This is a genomic window from Arcicella aurantiaca (genome assembly GCF_003148625.1).
GTDB classification, from domain to species: Bacteria; Bacteroidota; Bacteroidia; order Cytophagales; family Spirosomataceae; genus Arcicella; species Arcicella aurantiaca.
The window spans coordinates 37,645-54,190 of the sequence record NZ_QGGO01000007.1 but is presented as its reverse complement, the minus strand read 5'-3'; the positions used below and the strand labels follow the sequence as shown (position 1 = coordinate 54,190).

The following is a 16,546-nucleotide window of genomic DNA, read 5'->3' as shown; positions in this document are numbered from 1 at the left end:
ATTATTAAGCATTTAAGCATTTGGCTATTAGTATGTCATTTTAACGATTAATGATAATTCGCTTGGTAATCGTATAAAAATTATCGGTTTTGATTCTCAACATATATTCACCTTCTGGTAAATCCGATAAATCTAATTTCTTTACATCATCAAAAATTGATACAAATCCTTTTTTAATAAAAGCACCTGATAAATTAAATATTTCAATTGATGAGTTTCTCCAATCTATTTTTGAATCAATATTTATCTCCCCTTTAGTTGGGTTTGGATAAATAGACATTCCATTGTCATTGTAAAGTTCAAACGAAAAGTCGTCTGAAACAGGAGATAAACATACTTTATCACCATAAAACAAAGTCTTGTAAACGTTTTTAGCGGTTACATTATACTTCCCTGCTTCATCAATTCTAATGACATTTCCGTTTACATCTGTTCTGAGGGTTCCATTAAATTGCCAAATATAAGTGGTAGCCTGAGTAGCATTAAAACCAATTGTATAAGGGCTAATTCTTGAAATCGTCTGAATTTTTGCAGGAACAGGTTTTAACGAAACATACATTTTTGATGACACCGCCGACTTACAACCATTTGCATCAGTCTGGAATGCTTGAAAAGAACCCGATTTATTCACATTTAGGCTTTGAAAATTGTATCTGGTCGTTGTTCCATCTTGATGTGCAAACCATGAAGGGAAACCTCCATTTACTAAATTCATTTGCAGAATAGTATTATCTCCCTGACAAAGTACAGTGTCTTTGGTACTTGAAATGGTTGGTACAGGAGGCAAAGCGTTTACTTTAATATTTGTTAAAATGGATGATTTGGATACACAACCATTTTTATCAATGGTCTTTACACTATAATCTCCTGCATTTTTAACCGTAATACTTCTTGTTAGCAATCCTGTATTCCAACGGTAAGATACTGCATCTTGATTAGAAGAAGTAAGTACAACACTTGTATCTGCACAAAAAGTTGTTGAGCCATTTGGCACAATACTCGGTGTGGCAGGCAATGGGTTTACGGTTACTTTTACTTCGTTAGATTCAATAGAAGTACATCCTTGACTATTCACTGATTTCACCTTAAAACTTCCTGTTGTATTTACTTTCAAAGCTCTATTAGTTGTTCCATTACTCCAAATATAGCTCACAGCATCTTGGTTAGATGAGGTCAGTACAACATTGGTATCTGCACAAAAAACAGTTGAAGCATTGGCAGAAATAACAGGCTGAGGAGGGCCTGGTTTCGCTACGATGACAACAGGTGTTGAAAAATCTGATTGACATCCAAATTGGCTAATTGTTTTTACAGAATATGACCCTGAAGTCGTTACGGTAAGTTCTTGTGATTTTGAGCCATTATTCCATTCATAAATTATGGCATTATTAGAAGTGTTATTGGCTTTTAGAATTGCTTTATTTCCTTCACAAAAATCAGTTGCTCCTTCGGCTATAATAGTAGAGTTTGGTACATTACTACCTGCAAATGCGATAGCTGGTACTTGAGTAACGTTTCCGTAAATATCACGATAACGAGCAAAATATTGTCTTCCACCTTCTACATTTAAAACAACCTTCCGCTCACTTGAAAACTTCCCTGCATCAAATAACAACCCATTATTTGACCATTCGTAGTTATTAAGAGTACTGCCACTCGCATCACGTTCAGGCAATGACACTTCTACTCTGTTATCACCACATACATAGTTTATATCAGGAATAACGGTTGGTAATGATGATGTGGAATATTGAAAGAAAAAATCATTTAGAGCATTACTCCAAGACTCTGCTAATTGAGGCAAGCTACTCGTAAAGTGTGCGCCATCTCGTCTTCCGGGGTTTTGAATACCATCAGTTTCTGGGCCTTTAAAAACATTAGGGGTCTCCAAAATTGTTGTTCTCTGACCTTCAAGCACATTGTTATCTGAAGAGGCAAAAGGAGCAGCTATACACTCTGGACAATATACTGAAGCAGAGGTAAGAGCAACAACCCATGTTATATTTTTTCCAGATTCTGAACGAGTCTGATTTATTACCGTTTGTAATTGAGATTTATAAGTTACAGGACTGGTATTTTGTTTAGTACTTCCTAAATAGTTATCAGCTTCCCCTTGGCACCATAAAACGGCTCTAACTCCGAGTTGTGGAACAAAATATTTCAGTACATCTGACATATTTTGATAAGGCATTTTATTAGGATAAACTCCACCAATATATGGATTAATGGCATAACCTCCTTTAGCCGTATTTGCCCAAGCATTTATTGTTGTTCCGTTAAATGCAACATTAAAAAACATAATAGGCACATTCAAACGACTGGCTAATATATCGCCAACTCTACCCCAACACCAACCGTTTGCTCCTCTCGGTGCAATACGGGTATTTTGGTCAACATGAGAAAATGGAGACAAAGAAATATATGAAGAGCCTCCTTCTGCCAAGTCATTTCCTGTTCCAAAACAATTTACTCGGTCGTCATTAGCTCCAATTCCTTGAATATATGAAACTCCTTCCGCATTAGATTGTCCCGCAATAATGAAAACTTCTCCAACTCCAACTCTATCCACAGTAGTAACACCACCTATCATTTGTCCGTTTAAACTTCCTCTTACTTCCAACCTATACCAACCTTGTCTTACACTTCTTACAACACTGAAGTTACCATTTAAAGGTGTTAATTTGATTGTTTCCCAATCAGTAGCTTGTCCTTGACCTTCCGCAACGGGAATAAAACGGGCTTCAATCTTATCAACTTGTTGCTGATATGACCCAGCCACAGTAACTTTTGAAAACCCAGCACCATCACGTTGGTAAACCGCACGGTTTAAGGGAGATGTTAGTTTTATTTGGCTATAGAGTAAATTATTTAAACAAATAAAAATAGAGATAAGTAATAATTTTTTGACCGCTATCATGCAAGTTTGTTTTGAACTTTATGAGTTAATTTATGTATGAGCGTGGTTAGATACTAAACGAGTTTGATTGGTAATTATTTATCGAACAATACTGATAAATTTCGTCAATTTGAAGGTTGTGCTTTCAATTTTCAGAATATACATTCCTTCTGACAAAGCACTAACATCAATTTTTCTTGGTGAATTAAAAGTATTGATTACATCACTTTTATAAACAGCTCTTCCGTCCATTGTCCAAACACTAATGATTACTTTATCTAAATCATAACGACTTTCTAACGTAAATGTACCACTTGATGGATTAGGATATACAGAAAGACCTTTGTCATCATAAGGATTAAAATCATACTTTTCGCTTTCTGCCGACGAACAAATTAATGGTAATGATGATGATTTTACTTTATAAATATTTTTCCCTAAAACAGTATATGTACCTTTATCAACTGTTCTAATCAAAGAATCTTTTGCTGACAATATTTTACCATCCAATTTCCAAACATATTCATCCACTTTATTACTTGCACGTGCTACAAATGAATAAGTGCTTTTAGGAACAATTGATAATGTCTGGGGATTATCCTTTTTAACCACTTGAATGGCATTTGATAATAAAGACTGACACCCTTTTGTATCTACTACAAAACCTTTCACTAATTCTGTTCCAGATATTTTAATAGTCGTAGAATTATCAGCATTGTTAACACTATTATTTCTATTCCATCCAAATTTTGTACTGTTATCGCTTGGCGTTAATACCAATGAAACAGACGCTCCGTCGCAAAATACGGTATCACTTAAAGCTCTAATTTGTGGAGTTGATGGAAGCGAGTTTACAATCACCGCAATATTATCAGTTGATGATGGAGATAAACATCCATTTGAACCAACCGTTTGAACATTATAAGTTCCTGCATTTTTGACTGAAATTGCTTGTGTTTTTTCTCCATTACTCCATAAATAACTTGATGCACCAACATTAGTTGATGTCAAAGTAAGTGTTTGTCCCTGACAAAGTGCTGTACTGCCAGAAGTAGCGATAAATGGCTTTTCTGGACGAGGCTTGGCAACCAATTTTACCTCAGTAGAATATGAAGAAGCACAAGCATTTTTATCAATAACACGCAATTTGTAAGCTCCCTCACGAGTTGCGGAAATATCTTTTGTACGTGGTAAATTAGTAATGGCAGGAGAACTTACCCATTCATAAATAGGATTATCTGCTTCGGTAGTACTTTGTAAGGCTACACTTGTACCCAAGCAAAAATTAACATCACTCAAAGCCTTTACCGTTGGTGCTAAAGGAGGTGTATTTGCTTTTACGGTAAACTGTGGCACTTGAATAATATTACCGTTGCTACGAGTTGCACGAGCAATGTAAGTACCACTTCCAACAGTGACGCTCTGAGTCGTTCCAACTATTGTATTATTACCAGTATTTACCCATTCATAACCTGCATAACCACTCGGAAGACTTAATTTTAATGCTCCCGAAGAAATACAATCCAAAGAAACACTTGGAATAGTATCTGCTAAAATCGGCTCTACTGTTTGAAAAAAGTTCTTGTTATCTTCTGTTAAAGCTTTAATCCAAGCTGATGCAATATTGTCCAATCCTTTTCCTGTAAAGTGTACACATTGATCCCTCTCTCTAAGTTTTGCAACCTGAATTGTATCAGAAAAAGGACCAGGATACATTGGGAAAAGTGTAGGGTCAGCAATTGCTTTATTTTGAGCAGAAACAATAATTGGAGAAGGTGCAGGTGGTGGTGGTAACGGAATTGTATTACTTTTACAATCTAAATCTCCCGAATATGAAGTTCTGGCAACAACCCAAGCTAATTTATTTGTTCCCAAATCTTGTCTTGTCTTTTTGATTAGACGCTGAAGGTTATCCAAATAACTCGCCTCAGTTACAGGTTGAGGCTTATTATTACGTGCTGCAGAAAGATTAAGAAGGTTTTGTGTCTCCCCTTCCATCCACAATACAGCTCTTACTCCTAAGTTAATTCCATAATATCGTAAAGTTGCACTCAAATTTGAATACGGTGTACCAACTTCATAATATCTTATAGGGTCATTGGGATTATCAGACTGAAAATCACTTGGAACTCCCTTGGTCGGATTTTCAGCACTTTCACGCCATACTCTTACAGACGCTCCTGCCCAACCTGCATTAAAAAACATGATGGGTACATTTAATTTTGCACTTAAAGCATCTCCAACTTTACCCCAATAATATGGGCCTAATCCAGTTGGACCAATAGCAGATGTTTTTGTTAATTGAGCAAATTCAATGATTGAAAATTGAGACAAATCAGCATGTCTAAAAGGATAATCAGAGTAATATGTTCTTGGGCTAATAAAATTCGCACAATTTACCCTATCATCAGTAGCGGCAGTTTCGTTAGCTTCTAATAAGCTACTTCCTCCCGCATTAGACTGTCCTGCAATAACAAAAACCTCACCCACACCAACACGTTCAATGGTTGAGATATTTCCCACTTGCTTTCCTTTTAGAAGCCCTCTAACATCCATGGTGTACCAACCTCCTTTAACCACTATACTTCCTTTAAAAAGTCCTCCTAAAGGAGCAGATTTTATCACAGTCCAATCAATAGCCGTTCCTTGTCCAGCCTTTACGGGTGTAAAACGCACCTGAATAGTATCAACAGGTTGAGAATAACTCCCTGTAATAGTGACAGTTGCCTGATTATTAAGGTCACGCTGAAAAATCTGTCGAATAACTGGTGAAGAAATCGTGATTTGACTATATAAAAAATTAGTAGTGCTTAAAAATAAAAATATTAATAATAATTTCTTGAACATATCAACAATTTTTGGAGTGGGTTAAGTATTTAACATACTATAACAAAGACGGTTTGGATTGTATAAACGTTGCGTTAGCAATTACAAAAACCAAGCCTAAACTTAGAAAAGTCCTACAAAAATACAAAAAGCACCTCAGAAACTGAGATGCTTTCTATATTTTTCTCTAAAATCTATTAAGTGGTAACGATTTTAAAGGATATTCTCTCTAATAAAAACCTATATAGCTAATATAATTGGCGTAAATACTTGCGATACAAGAACTTACATTTGAGATTAACTATTAGCTTTTTATCAATTAAATTAGTCAGCTACAACGTTGAATTTCACTTTGTGCTTCACTTCTTTGTGTAAATCAAGTGTTGCAGTGTATTCTCCTACGAATTTAACTTCTGAATCTAATGCAATTTTCTTTCTGTCAACATCAAATCCTTTTTCTTTCAATACTTCAGAAATTTGAGTAGTTGTAACACGACCGAAGATTTTACCACTTTCACCTACTTTTGCAGGAATATCAAGTGTAATATCACCGATTGACTCAGCTAAAGCAGTAGCATCTAATTTCAATTTTTCTGCTTTGTGAGCAACTTGCTTAATGTTTTCAGCAAGAATTTTTTTGTTTGACCCCGTCGCCATTACAGCGAATCCTTGTGGAATCAAATAGTTGCGACCATAACCAGGTTTTACAGCAACTACGTCATTTTTATAACCAAGACCTGCGATGTCAGTCTTTAAGATGATTTCCATGTTTTTTATATAATTTTAAGGTTAAAGAATTTAGAAAAACTTTCTGTATTCTGTTCCCCAATAACTATTAACTAATAACGATTAACTACTTCAAGCCATCAGCCACGTAAGGCATTAATGCCAAGTGTCTTGCACGTTTGATAGAAGTAGCTACTTTACGTTGAAATTTCAACGAAGTCCCAGTAAGACGACGTGGAAGAATTTTTCCTTGTTCGTTCACTAATTTCAATAAGAAATCTGGGTTTTTATAGTCAATATATTTAATGCCAGATTTTTTGAAACGGCAATATTTTTTGCGTACTACGCTTTTGTCAATTGGTTCGTTTACTAATGTCATGATTTCAAAAATTAAGTTTGAATGTTCTTACTCTGCTTTAGCTTCAGCTGGTTTTTTTCCGATTAAACCCTTTTGCTTACGCTCGTTATAAGCTACTGCGTGCTTATCCAACACAGTTGTCAAGAAACGGATTACTTTTTCGTCACGCTTGTATTCAAGTTCCAATTTAGCAATTAGAGTACCTTCAGCTTTGAATTCGATGATGTAATAATAACCTGTTTGTTTGTTTTGAATAGGATACGCCAGCTTACGTATGCCCCATGCGTCTTCGTTAATGATTTCCGCATTGTTATCCGTTAGGATTTTTTTAAACTTTTCAACGGTATCCTTTGTCTGCTGTTCTGACAAAACGGGAGTTAAGATGAATACCGTTTCATAATTACGTAATTCCATTATGTATATTGATTTTTAAAATTGGACTGCAAAGGTACAGTTTTCATTTGAAAAATCAAAAAAAGAGGAGAAAGTTTTGAAATTCAAGTGGTTGAAGAAAAAGAGGTCAAATTATCATACTGAGTTTTCCCAACTTAATATGATAATTTGACCTCTCATATACTTACAAAATGTATCTTTTATTTTATTTGCAACTTGAATTTCCCATTTGTAAGTACAATTTTATCGGTCTTATCTTGTTTTTTGTAGCCATTTCCTTCTGGGTCAATGTCTGAATCATAACCTGTGGCGGAAGTTTTGGCTTTATCTTCCATTTTATTTACAATTCTTCCTAAACCTCCAAAAACGGTTGCAGTCGCTTTTTCCTTCCAATATGAACCTGCTAATGTACCGTTGAAAGTAGCTTCAATTGAACCGTCGGCGGCAATTTTTACCTCTACTGTTTCATCGTTATTTTGAGACTTTCCTACGTGGTATTCCATTCTTGGCTCACGGGTTTCTTCTACGTATTTTATCACTACAATGCCTTTATACTTACCTAAATCTTCTACTTTCTTTTTGTTTTCCTTTGTATCAGGTTTATCTGCATCTACCACCAAATATGTTCCTGCTTCAAGAGACGCATCTTTGTCTCTATTCCAATTATATAACCACATTCTGAGTGATTTGTCGGGTTTAATGGCGTTAGCGGTTATCCACCAATAAGAACCAATCTTGATTCGGCGGGGTTGTGTTACAAAGTCTTTTCCATCTATTTGTACACTAAAAGTATTGTTATTGGCAAGTTGACCGAATGAAGTGTTAAGAATAAATAATACGAAAATGAATGTCAGAAAAGATTTCATGGGATTTGAGATTTAAAGTTTATGCCTTGATTTTCAAGGGTTTTGTAAATTTAGCAAAAAATACGTTTGTGAAGTCTTAGCTTTTATAAATGGGAACAATTGTTTAATAAATGGAATGTATAAACAAAAACGTCGGCAAATAGCTCTAAATTAGAACTACTCACCGACGTTTCTAAAAAAATCAAAATTATTGTCTAATCGTGATTTTCAATTTTATTCAAATCTGTTTTTGATTTTTTTACGCCTAAAGAATTAATCCAAGCGGCAATTTTTAAAACATCTGCTTTCGGAACGTGCGACATTGGTGCCATTTCAGTAGCAAAATCAGGCCAGTTTTCTGGTTTTGGTTTGTAAACCAATTCTAAGATTTGTTCATTAGTATAGTTTCTCTTGGCAACTTCTGTAAATGCTGGACCAACGAGTTTTGTATTCTCATTATGACAAGCAGAGCAAGTATATTTTTTCAGTAAAAGTGCTACTTGTTTGCTATCAACCATTTCTTTTGCGGCTTTTGGAGCTTCTTTTTTAACAGGAGTTTTTGTTTCCTTTGTCGAAGCTACAATTGGCGTTGTGGTTGAACGTGGAGAAACTTTGGCTAATTCTCCTTCTGGAATAGCATTGAGCGTATAAAAAGCCAAATCATGTAAAAGTGGTTGTGCTTGGTCGTTCAAAATTCCGTTTATTGTGATTTGGTGAATATAACCTAAACGCAAATTGTCGATTACCAAACGAACTTTTGTACGGTCTTCCGAAACGATTACACCACGCAAAGGCGTTGCTTCTTGGTTGATAATTGGACTTCCGTATTGATGTTGATATTTGTAAGTAAAACTTTTCAATTCGTAATTACTTAAATTTTCAGCCGTTGCTTTATTGATTGGTTGTGTAAATTCAATTTCAAAACCATCTGGACGAGCTGAAACGGTTTTCATTTCAAAAGGCATACGACCGTTCCAAACCAAACGTTGTAAACCATAAAGTTCTTTACCTGTTGAACCCCAACCTCTTGAAGTCATTCCCACGAACATTGAGCCATCATTTCCCCATCTGGCACGAATTGTTCCCGACTGAAAACCTTCACGAAATGGATAACAAGCACCTTGATATTTTCCGTTTACTTTCTCTAAGCTCATACGCATAGCTTTTGACTGTCCTTGGTCATACACAAAATATTGTCCTTGAAATGGTCCAAATTTTCCGCCTGTTTGGTCTTCAATCATATCTGCTGTTGAAATTCCCATGATAGCATGAGGAAACCAAACGGCTGGCAATTTCAATGATTTCATCTTTTTTGCCGCTTCATACATGGGTTCACCTGTATCTGGAACGTCTTTTACTGTTGTGGGTTTTAATGGAGAATCAGGTTCTTTTGTCCACCAAAGTCCACCTGCATTTCCTGCAAAATCTCCTTTTTCAAGATGCGTAATTCTTCCTGAACCAACCCAGTCACCTTGGTTTTCACCATACAATACGTCTCCGTTTGAGTTAACTGTAAATCCTGCGGGCGAGCGTAAACCCGTAGCAACTGGCTCAAGTGTTCCGTCTTTTTTAACTTTTACTAACCAACCTCTCCATTTTGCCAATTTACCTTCGCCGTAACCTACCCAAGCTACATTGAAAGTCAAATACATATCTCCGTTTTTATCAAATTCTGGACCATAAGAGTATTCATGATAATTTCCTGATAAATCCCAATTGGCTACTGATTCATAAATATCAGCTTTGTCGTCTCCGTCTGTATCTGTCAATTTAGTAAGTTCTCCTCTTTGCGTACAATAAAAAGACCCTTCATGGTAAGTCAAACCTAAAGATTCGTGCAAACCACTCGCAAATAAAGTATAACTTGGTTGCGAACCATCTGGCATATATGGATTTTCGATAATCCAAACTTCTCCACGACGAGTACACACTGCCACACGACCGTCGGGCATGGGAGCAACGCCACCAACTTCTAATTTTATTCCTTCGGGAATCGTTACCGTTTTGATTTCGTAAAAATCCTCCTCAGTCAGAGGTTTTGGTTTTGTCTGAGCAAAGGTTTGTTGTGTTGCCAAACCAAGCAGAATAATGAATAAATATTTATAGTTTTTCATGTATAATGTGCGAAAAAGCGATTTGCGAAAAGCGAACATCGCATTTGTTAAATTTTCAGTTATTTTATTGCAGCCAAAAGCTGAATGATTAAGTCTCCGTTGGAAATACTAATATCTAACAGCCAACCCCTAAACCCAATGTCGTTTTTTAAGAAATTTATTTGATACAAACTTCCCGAAAGTTTTAAACTTTCGGGAAGTTAATCGGCTTAACTAAACTATATTGCCCCTAAACTTATTTAAAAAATAATATTGTATGAAACTTCTTTCAAGCCAGCTAAAGGCATTAGAATTTGCTTTTTGCCCTTGCTTTCACGCACAATTGCCTTGTTAGTTGCTGTTGGTACAACTTCAACATAATAGTTTTGATTATCTATGGCGTATCGGTTTGGAGCTATTTCTGCAATGCTTGTTCCTTCTGCAATGAGTGCATACAATTGTTTTCCTGCTGCGATTTCTCCTTCAAAAGTTAAATGACGGCTCAATCCTTCTGCTTTGTCTAAAGGCGTAGTTGAGTCTTTTACTTTTAGCCCTTTGTAATCATAGTTGAAAGTTGGGTAACCATTTCCGATTGCCAATTTTTCAAGTTTATAACCTTTGTAAAATAAATCTTCTTTTGTTAAATTTTCAGGAAAATCAGCATCAGCACTTGTTAAATAGGCTAATGGAAATTTATCGTTTGCATTAATCGTCAATCCCATCGGAGCAGAAGTTTGTGGTTCTCCACGGTCGAGCCACATATCAGTTGCATTCAAGAATTTTCCTCTCCATAATTGTAAAAATCCACCTTGATTTAAGTCATAAGAGAAATTTAATCCACTTGGCATTCCAACATTTATTCCATGCGTAATTTTCTTATCTCCGTACATAATAAACGAACGTTGAATAGCTGGCACATCGCTTGGTTGTACATCAATTAAAGGTACAGGAATCATATCTAACAAAGAAGTACGTTCAGTAATGGCCTGTTTTTCCCAAGAATCTTTTTGAATAAAAATGCCCAAAGAGTTTGGTCTCCAATGATAATCTTTGGTATAAAGAATGGTATAGCTATGTTCGCCAGCAGATAATTTCTTTTTACCTTTTGCGTACTCAGCGGGTAAATGCCAACCTGTTACAACTGTGTCGTTATCAACGATAATAGCTCCCATTGCCTCCCATTGACCAATAAATGTATAATTATCAGCTACTTTGGTGGTAAATTTTCCGTCAAATTTTAGTAAAAAGTCTCTCTTTTTACTAATTACTTTTTGGGTTGGTTGTGGCAATGTTCCTGTTGCAGTTGGAGTGCTATTGGCAGGTTTAAAATTGGTAACAACACCGTCGTAATATTCGTATTTTACAGGCGTGAAGCTAATGTCGCTTTTTTCAAAAATTTCATAAGAGAAGTTCTTAAACGCAACCGCTCCGTGGTCACCTTGAATTCTGAAAGGTGCTTTGGCTACTTCTTGTTGAGAAACTGCTCCACGAGTAACACCTAATAATTCAACATTTTCATGCACTAAAAGTCCATTCAAATACACAGAATTGATGCGGGCATTGGTCAATTTCTTTCCAGAAGCATCGAAAGTTGGAGCTTTAAAATCAATTTCGATATGATTCCAAAGTCCGGGAGCTTTACTGGCATTTTGGCGTGGCGGGTGTCCTTGATAACCTTCATTTCCTTTACCACGAGTTTCATCCCAACGATGATAAATAGCTCCACAATCGCTATCATTTGGATATTTCTTCAACCAAGAATCTAAAATTTGGACTTCATAACGACCTTGTAAATAAAATCCAGAATTTGAGCCTTTAGGAATCATAAAATCGAAAGACATTTTTAAATCTCCATGTTCCAATTTCGAGAATAAATCATCCGTCAATTGATATTTTGCTCCTCGTAAAGTGCATACTAAAACACCTTTGCCTGTCGTAGTTGCAAATGCAGAAGGATTTGTCCCAATCGTCACGCCACCTTCGATAGTCCAGTTGGCACTTGGGTTGTTGAAAACACTCAAATCATTCAGAGGAATCTGATTTTGTGCCATTCCTGCAAGGGGAAAAAGTAGGAATAATAATTTCTTTAACATTCGTTTTTTAGGATTCAAGTTTAATTATCACTTACACATTAACGGTAAATCACATTATTAATTTGTCATTTTACCTTATTAAATTCTATATATAACACCATAGAACACTTAGTATAAAAAAACAAGCAGTGTTTGCTGCTTTTCAATAGATATGTTCAAAGTTATTTAATTAAAACACTTCAACCAATAAAAAATCATACTTTTTATTAAATATATGACATTCAAGGATTTCCATATTTTTTCCAAATATTAGAATTCGAAATTAAGCTAAAAACGACAAGTTTCTATTAGGGTTTATACTTAATTGTAAGAGGATTTTTAAACAAATATCGTGAAAGAAGAAATTGGAGAGATGTAATTATAATGACGATTGGAGAATTGCGATTGCCGTAAGTTTGATGATTTATAAAATATCAAAATGGTGTATTATTTTATCTCGTAAAAGCAACGTAGTCAGCGTTCAGAACGCTGACTACGTTAAAGATTACTACAAACTCGCTAAAGCTGATTGAACTGCCTCAAAACTTGGTGTTTTTCCTGCATCTTCCAATACTTCAGCATATTGGATTGTTCCTTCTGCGTCAATCACGAAAGCTGAACGTTTTGAAACACCTTTCATGCCCAAAACAAAGTTTTCGTACAATGAACCATAAGCCGAAGAAACGTCTTTGTTGAAGTCAGATAATAAGTTGAAAGGCAATTTTTGTTCTGCTTTGAATTTCTCTAAAGTGAAAAGAGAATCAACCGAAATACCTAAAATCTCAGCATTTAGCTTAGCATACGTTGCGATATTATCACGCATTTCGCATAATTCAGCCGTACAAACGCCTGTAAATGCTAATGGAAAAAATAAAACAACCACGTTTTTTCCTTTGAAATCTGAAAGGCTAACTTCTTGTTTTTCAGAATTGAATAATTTAAAATCTGGGGCTTTTTCGCCTACTTGTAATGCCATTTTATTGAAGTTTAGTAACACAGGAATCTTTCCTATGTGTAAGTTGATTTTTTCACGGGAAAGATTCCCATACTATAATTACAAAATCTCAGCCATTGCTTCAGCTACACTTGGAATAAAATTCACTTCTGCGGCTTGTTTTTTCTCTTTGAAAGCCTCACGTGGTTTAATGCTTAGAATTTGGAATAATTCTTTATCATTTGAAACCGCTGGGTTTGGTGTTGTCAAAAGAACATCTCCTGAGAAAATAGAGTTTGCACCTGCCATAAAACACAGCGTTTGTCCTTCGTAAGACATATCCAAACGTCCTGCCGAAAGTCTCACCATTGATTTTGGCATTAAGATTCTTGCCGTTGCAATAGTTCTCACCATATCCCAAATAGAAGCAGGTTCTTGCTCTCCAAGTGGCGTACCTTTAATAGGCACAAGGTTATTAATTGGCACAGAATCAGGATGTTGAGGCATATTTGCAAGCGTTTTCAACATTCCCATACGGTCTGCATCTCCTTCTCCTAAACCGATAATTCCTCCCGAACAAACTGACAATTTCGCTTTACGAACATTATCAATGGTATTCAAACGGTCGGAGAAAGTACGAGTTGAAATAACATCTTCGTAGTTTTCTTCGCTGGTATCTATGTTATGATTGTAGGCATATAAACCTGCATCTTTCAGTTTTTCAGCTTGCGATTCTGACAACATTCCGAGCGTGCAACATACTTCAAGACCTAATTCATTTACGCCTTTCACCATGTCCAAAACTTTATCAAAATCTTTGTTATCACGCACTTCACGCCATGCAGCACCCATACAAAAACGAGACGAACCTGCATCTTTAGCACGTTGAGCTGCTGCTAAAACTTCTGGCGTTTCCATTAATTTCTGCACTTTTACGTCGGTATGATAACGAGCTGCCTGTGAACAGTACGAGCAATCTTCTGGACAACCACCCGTTTTGATTGACAACAAAGTACTGATTTGTACTTCTTGTGGGTCATTATACTGACGGTGAACAGTTGCCGCCTGATAGACCAATTCCATAAATGGCAAATTATAAATTGCTTCTACTTCTTCTCTTGTCCAGTTATTTCTTATCATTGCTATATTCGTTTTTCAGAAAAATCATTTTAAACCTTTAAAATTAACCATGCTTTTTGGGTTTGGCAAATTTGGGATATAAAAAGGTAATTTTAAATTTATACTAAACTCAATTGTAATTGAATATTTTTTAATGCAAATTTACTATCAACAAAGACGTTACACACGTAGTGAGAACTGTGTATCAACTGATTATTTTCAATCATTAAAATAAACTAAAATGACTATAATATTAGATATAAAAGAAGACAGTAGAATCCCCTTTTTTATGGAACTCTTGAAAAGTTTAAAATACGTAAATATTGTAAAACAAGTTCAAGACGAACATAAAAGTCAGTTTATAACTGATTTAGCAGAAGCATTTGATGATGTAAAAAAGTATGAACAAGGGAAAAAGAAACTAAAATCAGCTAAAGACTTATTAAATGAACTTTGATGTTATTGCTACTGAACCATTTGAACGGAAACTAAAACGATTAGCGAAAAAATACAAATCCCTCTCAGCAGATTTAAGCACCTTATTTGATGAATTATCTGAGAACCCTACATTGGGTGTTCCAATTGGTAAAGACTGTTATAAAATCAGAGTTGCTATTACGAGTAAAGGTAAAGGCAAAAGTGGCGGAGCAAGATTGATAACTTATGTACGTTTTGTGCGAGAGACAGTCTTTTTGATGGATATTTACGATAAGTCTGAACAGGCAAATATCTCAGGAAAGGAACTTGAACAATTAATTGATATTTTATCAGAAGAGTAATAAAAACATATAACGCATATCTCAAACAGGAAAGATTCCTGTTCTACCACTTCTTAAAAATCACAAAAACGGCTAAAACTATCAATAAAAAGCCCACAAGATGATTCCACGCCATTTTTTCAGTTTTGAAAACGAAGGTGGTCATCAACGCAAAAACAATCAATGAAATGGCTTCCTGAATAGTTTTGAGTTCAAACATCGAAAAAGGTCCTCCATTTTCTTTAAATCCTAATTTGTTAGCAGGGACTTGAAAAATGTACTCAAAAAATGCTAATCCCCAACTAATCAGCACGATAGAGAACAATCCTAAACTTTTGAGTGAAGTAAAATTCTTAAATTGCAAATGACCATACCAAGCTAAAGTCATGAAGATATTGGACAGAATTAATAGCCCAACTGTATAAATTGATTTCATTCATTGTGTGTATCCCGATGCTTCCACATCAGCTGAAATTTTATATTATTATCCGATGCAGAAGCATCGAGATACATTAAAACCCAATTCCCGTTGTTAAAGTTTTGATTCTACACACGTGCATATTTGATGTAATATACAAGGTTGAGCCATCATCACCCCAAGCACAATTGGCAGTTGGTTCGTTAGTATCAATTCTGCCTAATAATTTCCCATTTGGCGAAATCACTAAAACGCCTCCCGGTCCTGTTGAAAATATATTTCCTTTTTTATCTATTTTCAAACCATCTGGTAACCCTTTTAATCCTTCTTTTACGGCTGGAGTGGCATCATAAAATACTTTTCCAAGTCCTACACTCCCGTCGATATTAACGGGATATGCCATAATTACGGCACGATTTGGGTCTGATTGTGCCACGTATAAAATCTTTTCATCGGGTGAAAATGCTAAACCATTTGGTCGCTGTAAATCACTCACCACAATGCTTACTTTTCCGTCCGTTCCGATACGATAAACGCCAAATAAATTGGTTTCACGAGTTGGGTCATTTTCTTTTTTCATCAAACCATAAGGCGGGTCGGTGAAATAATAGGCTCCACTTGAATGTTGAACTACGTCATTCGGACTATTAAATCTTTTTGCTTGAAAATTATCAGCCAAAGTTCTCTTCCCTCCTACTGTTAAAGGCAAAGCAGAAACTCTACGGTCGCCGTGTTCACAAGCGACTAATTCACCTTTTTGATTGATAATCAAACCATTGCTTCCCGGTTCATCGCTGTATTCTCCCAAACCTGTATATCCAGAAGGTTTCAAGAAAGGCATTGCGGCTCTATCTCCTTCTTGCCAACGATAAATGGTATTGGCAGGAACATCTGAGAAAAGTAAATACTTCCCATTTTTCACCCAAACAGGTCCTTCCGACCATTTGTATCCAGACGATAAAATTTCAATTTTAGCATCAGGAGCAATAAGTGCGTCAAGTGAAGCGTCGAGTTTGACAACTTTTCCTAAAGTTGGATAATTGGTTTGGGCTGAAATCACTGACATACAAGATGTTATTAGAATGATTGATAAGATTGTTTTCATCTG

At 35.7% G+C, this 16,546-nt stretch carries 14 protein-coding genes; 2 read left to right on the top strand and 12 right to left on the bottom strand.

Going from position 1 to position 16,546, the window contains the following annotated elements:
• Window positions 1–40: 40 nt before the first annotated feature.
• From LV89_RS08185 to bioB, 10 genes are all read right to left on the bottom strand, one after another.
• Window positions 41–2,917 (bottom strand): T9SS type A sorting domain-containing protein, encoded by a 2,877-nt coding sequence (locus LV89_RS08185; protein WP_109742396.1) that lies wholly within the window; start codon window positions 2,915–2,917, stop codon window positions 41–43.
• A gap of 78 nt (window positions 2,918–2,995) precedes the next feature.
• Entirely contained in the window at window positions 2,996–5,743 is a 2,748-nt protein-coding gene (locus tag LV89_RS08180; RefSeq protein ID WP_109742395.1) for a T9SS type A sorting domain-containing protein, read from the bottom strand.
• 303 nt (window positions 5,744–6,046) lie between these two features.
• Entirely contained in the window at window positions 6,047–6,490 is a 444-nt protein-coding gene (gene rplI / locus LV89_RS08175) for a 50S ribosomal protein L9 (RefSeq protein ID WP_109742394.1), read from the bottom strand.
• A gap of 85 nt (window positions 6,491–6,575) precedes the next feature.
• Window positions 6,576–6,827 (bottom strand): 30S ribosomal protein S18, encoded by a 252-nt coding sequence (gene rpsR / locus LV89_RS08170; RefSeq protein WP_109742393.1) that lies wholly within the window; start codon window positions 6,825–6,827, stop codon window positions 6,576–6,578.
• A 27-nt stretch (window positions 6,828–6,854) separates the two neighbouring features.
• Complete coding sequence (gene rpsF / locus LV89_RS08165; protein WP_109742392.1) at window positions 6,855–7,220, bottom strand: 30S ribosomal protein S6; 366 nt, start codon at window positions 7,218–7,220, stop codon at window positions 6,855–6,857.
• Between the two features lie 179 nt (window positions 7,221–7,399).
• Window positions 7,400–8,065: a hypothetical protein gene (locus LV89_RS08160; RefSeq protein ID WP_109742391.1), complete on the bottom strand. Its 666-nt coding sequence runs from the start codon at window positions 8,063–8,065 to the stop codon at window positions 7,400–7,402.
• Between the two features lie 194 nt (window positions 8,066–8,259).
• The gene (locus LV89_RS08155; protein WP_109742390.1) at window positions 8,260–10,158 is read right to left on the bottom strand and encodes a hypothetical protein; all 1,899 of its coding nucleotides are present in this window, start codon (window positions 10,156–10,158) and stop codon (window positions 8,260–8,262) included.
• A gap of 239 nt (window positions 10,159–10,397) precedes the next feature.
• A complete protein-coding gene (locus LV89_RS08150) occupies window positions 10,398–12,230 on the bottom strand; it encodes a 3-keto-disaccharide hydrolase (RefSeq protein WP_109742389.1) in 1,833 nt (610 codons plus the stop codon).
• A 487-nt stretch (window positions 12,231–12,717) separates the two neighbouring features.
• On the bottom strand, window positions 12,718–13,185 hold the full coding sequence (locus tag LV89_RS08145) for a redoxin domain-containing protein (protein WP_109742388.1): 468 nt from the start codon (window positions 13,183–13,185) through the stop codon (window positions 12,718–12,720).
• A 78-nt stretch (window positions 13,186–13,263) separates the two neighbouring features.
• Window positions 13,264–14,283 carry a biotin synthase BioB gene (bioB, locus tag LV89_RS08140; RefSeq protein WP_109742387.1) on the bottom strand — a complete coding sequence of 340 codons (1,020 nt, stop codon included), beginning with the start codon at window positions 14,281–14,283 and terminating at the stop codon, window positions 13,264–13,266.
• A gap of 220 nt (window positions 14,284–14,503) precedes the next feature.
• Between bioB and LV89_RS08135 the strand changes: the two genes are divergently transcribed.
• The gene (locus tag LV89_RS08135; RefSeq protein WP_109742386.1) at window positions 14,504–14,719 is read left to right on the top strand and encodes a hypothetical protein; all 216 of its coding nucleotides are present in this window, start codon (window positions 14,504–14,506) and stop codon (window positions 14,717–14,719) included.
• Window positions 14,709–15,041: a type II toxin-antitoxin system RelE/ParE family toxin gene (locus LV89_RS08130; RefSeq protein ID WP_109742385.1), complete on the top strand. Its 333-nt coding sequence runs from the start codon at window positions 14,709–14,711 to the stop codon at window positions 15,039–15,041. The genes LV89_RS08135 and LV89_RS08130 overlap by 11 nt, the downstream gene beginning before the upstream one ends.
• A gap of 43 nt (window positions 15,042–15,084) precedes the next feature.
• Here LV89_RS08130 and LV89_RS08125 read toward each other — a convergent pair whose 3' ends face one another.
• A complete protein-coding gene (locus tag LV89_RS08125) occupies window positions 15,085–15,456 on the bottom strand; it encodes a DMT family protein (protein WP_109742384.1) in 372 nt (123 codons plus the stop codon).
• 76 nt (window positions 15,457–15,532) lie between these two features.
• Entirely contained in the window at window positions 15,533–16,543 is a 1,011-nt protein-coding gene (locus LV89_RS08120) for an SMP-30/gluconolactonase/LRE family protein (RefSeq protein ID WP_109742383.1), read from the bottom strand.
• Window positions 16,544–16,546 lie beyond the last annotated feature (3 nt).

Coding starts and splice junctions, on each gene's coding strand:
- LV89_RS08185 (WP_109742396.1), bottom strand. CDS start 2,917: ATGATAGCGGTCAAAAAATTATTACTTATCTCTATTTTTATTTGTTTA.
- LV89_RS08155 (WP_109742390.1), bottom strand. CDS start 10,158: ATGAAAAACTATAAATATTTATTCATTATTCTGCTTGGTTTGGCAACA.
- LV89_RS08120 (WP_109742383.1), bottom strand. CDS start 16,543: ATGAAAACAATCTTATCAATCATTCTAATAACATCTTGTATGTCAGTG.
- bioB (WP_109742387.1), bottom strand. CDS start 14,283: ATGATAAGAAATAACTGGACAAGAGAAGAAGTAGAAGCAATTTATAAT.
- LV89_RS08135 (WP_109742386.1), top strand. CDS start 14,504: ATGACTATAATATTAGATATAAAAGAAGACAGTAGAATCCCCTTTTTT.
- LV89_RS08180 (WP_109742395.1), bottom strand. CDS start 5,743: ATGTTCAAGAAATTATTATTAATATTTTTATTTTTAAGCACTACTAAT.
- rplI (WP_109742394.1), bottom strand. CDS start 6,490: ATGGAAATCATCTTAAAGACTGACATCGCAGGTCTTGGTTATAAAAAT.
- LV89_RS08145 (WP_109742388.1), bottom strand. CDS start 13,185: ATGGCATTACAAGTAGGCGAAAAAGCCCCAGATTTTAAATTATTCAAT.
- rpsR (WP_109742393.1), bottom strand. CDS start 6,827: ATGACATTAGTAAACGAACCAATTGACAAAAGCGTAGTACGCAAAAAA.
- LV89_RS08150 (WP_109742389.1), bottom strand. CDS start 12,230: ATGTTAAAGAAATTATTATTCCTACTTTTTCCCCTTGCAGGAATGGCA.
- LV89_RS08130 (WP_109742385.1), top strand. CDS start 14,709: ATGAACTTTGATGTTATTGCTACTGAACCATTTGAACGGAAACTAAAA.
- LV89_RS08125 (WP_109742384.1), bottom strand. CDS start 15,456: ATGAAATCAATTTATACAGTTGGGCTATTAATTCTGTCCAATATCTTC.
- LV89_RS08160 (WP_109742391.1), bottom strand. CDS start 8,065: ATGAAATCTTTTCTGACATTCATTTTCGTATTATTTATTCTTAACACT.
- rpsF (WP_109742392.1), bottom strand. CDS start 7,220: ATGGAATTACGTAATTATGAAACGGTATTCATCTTAACTCCCGTTTTG.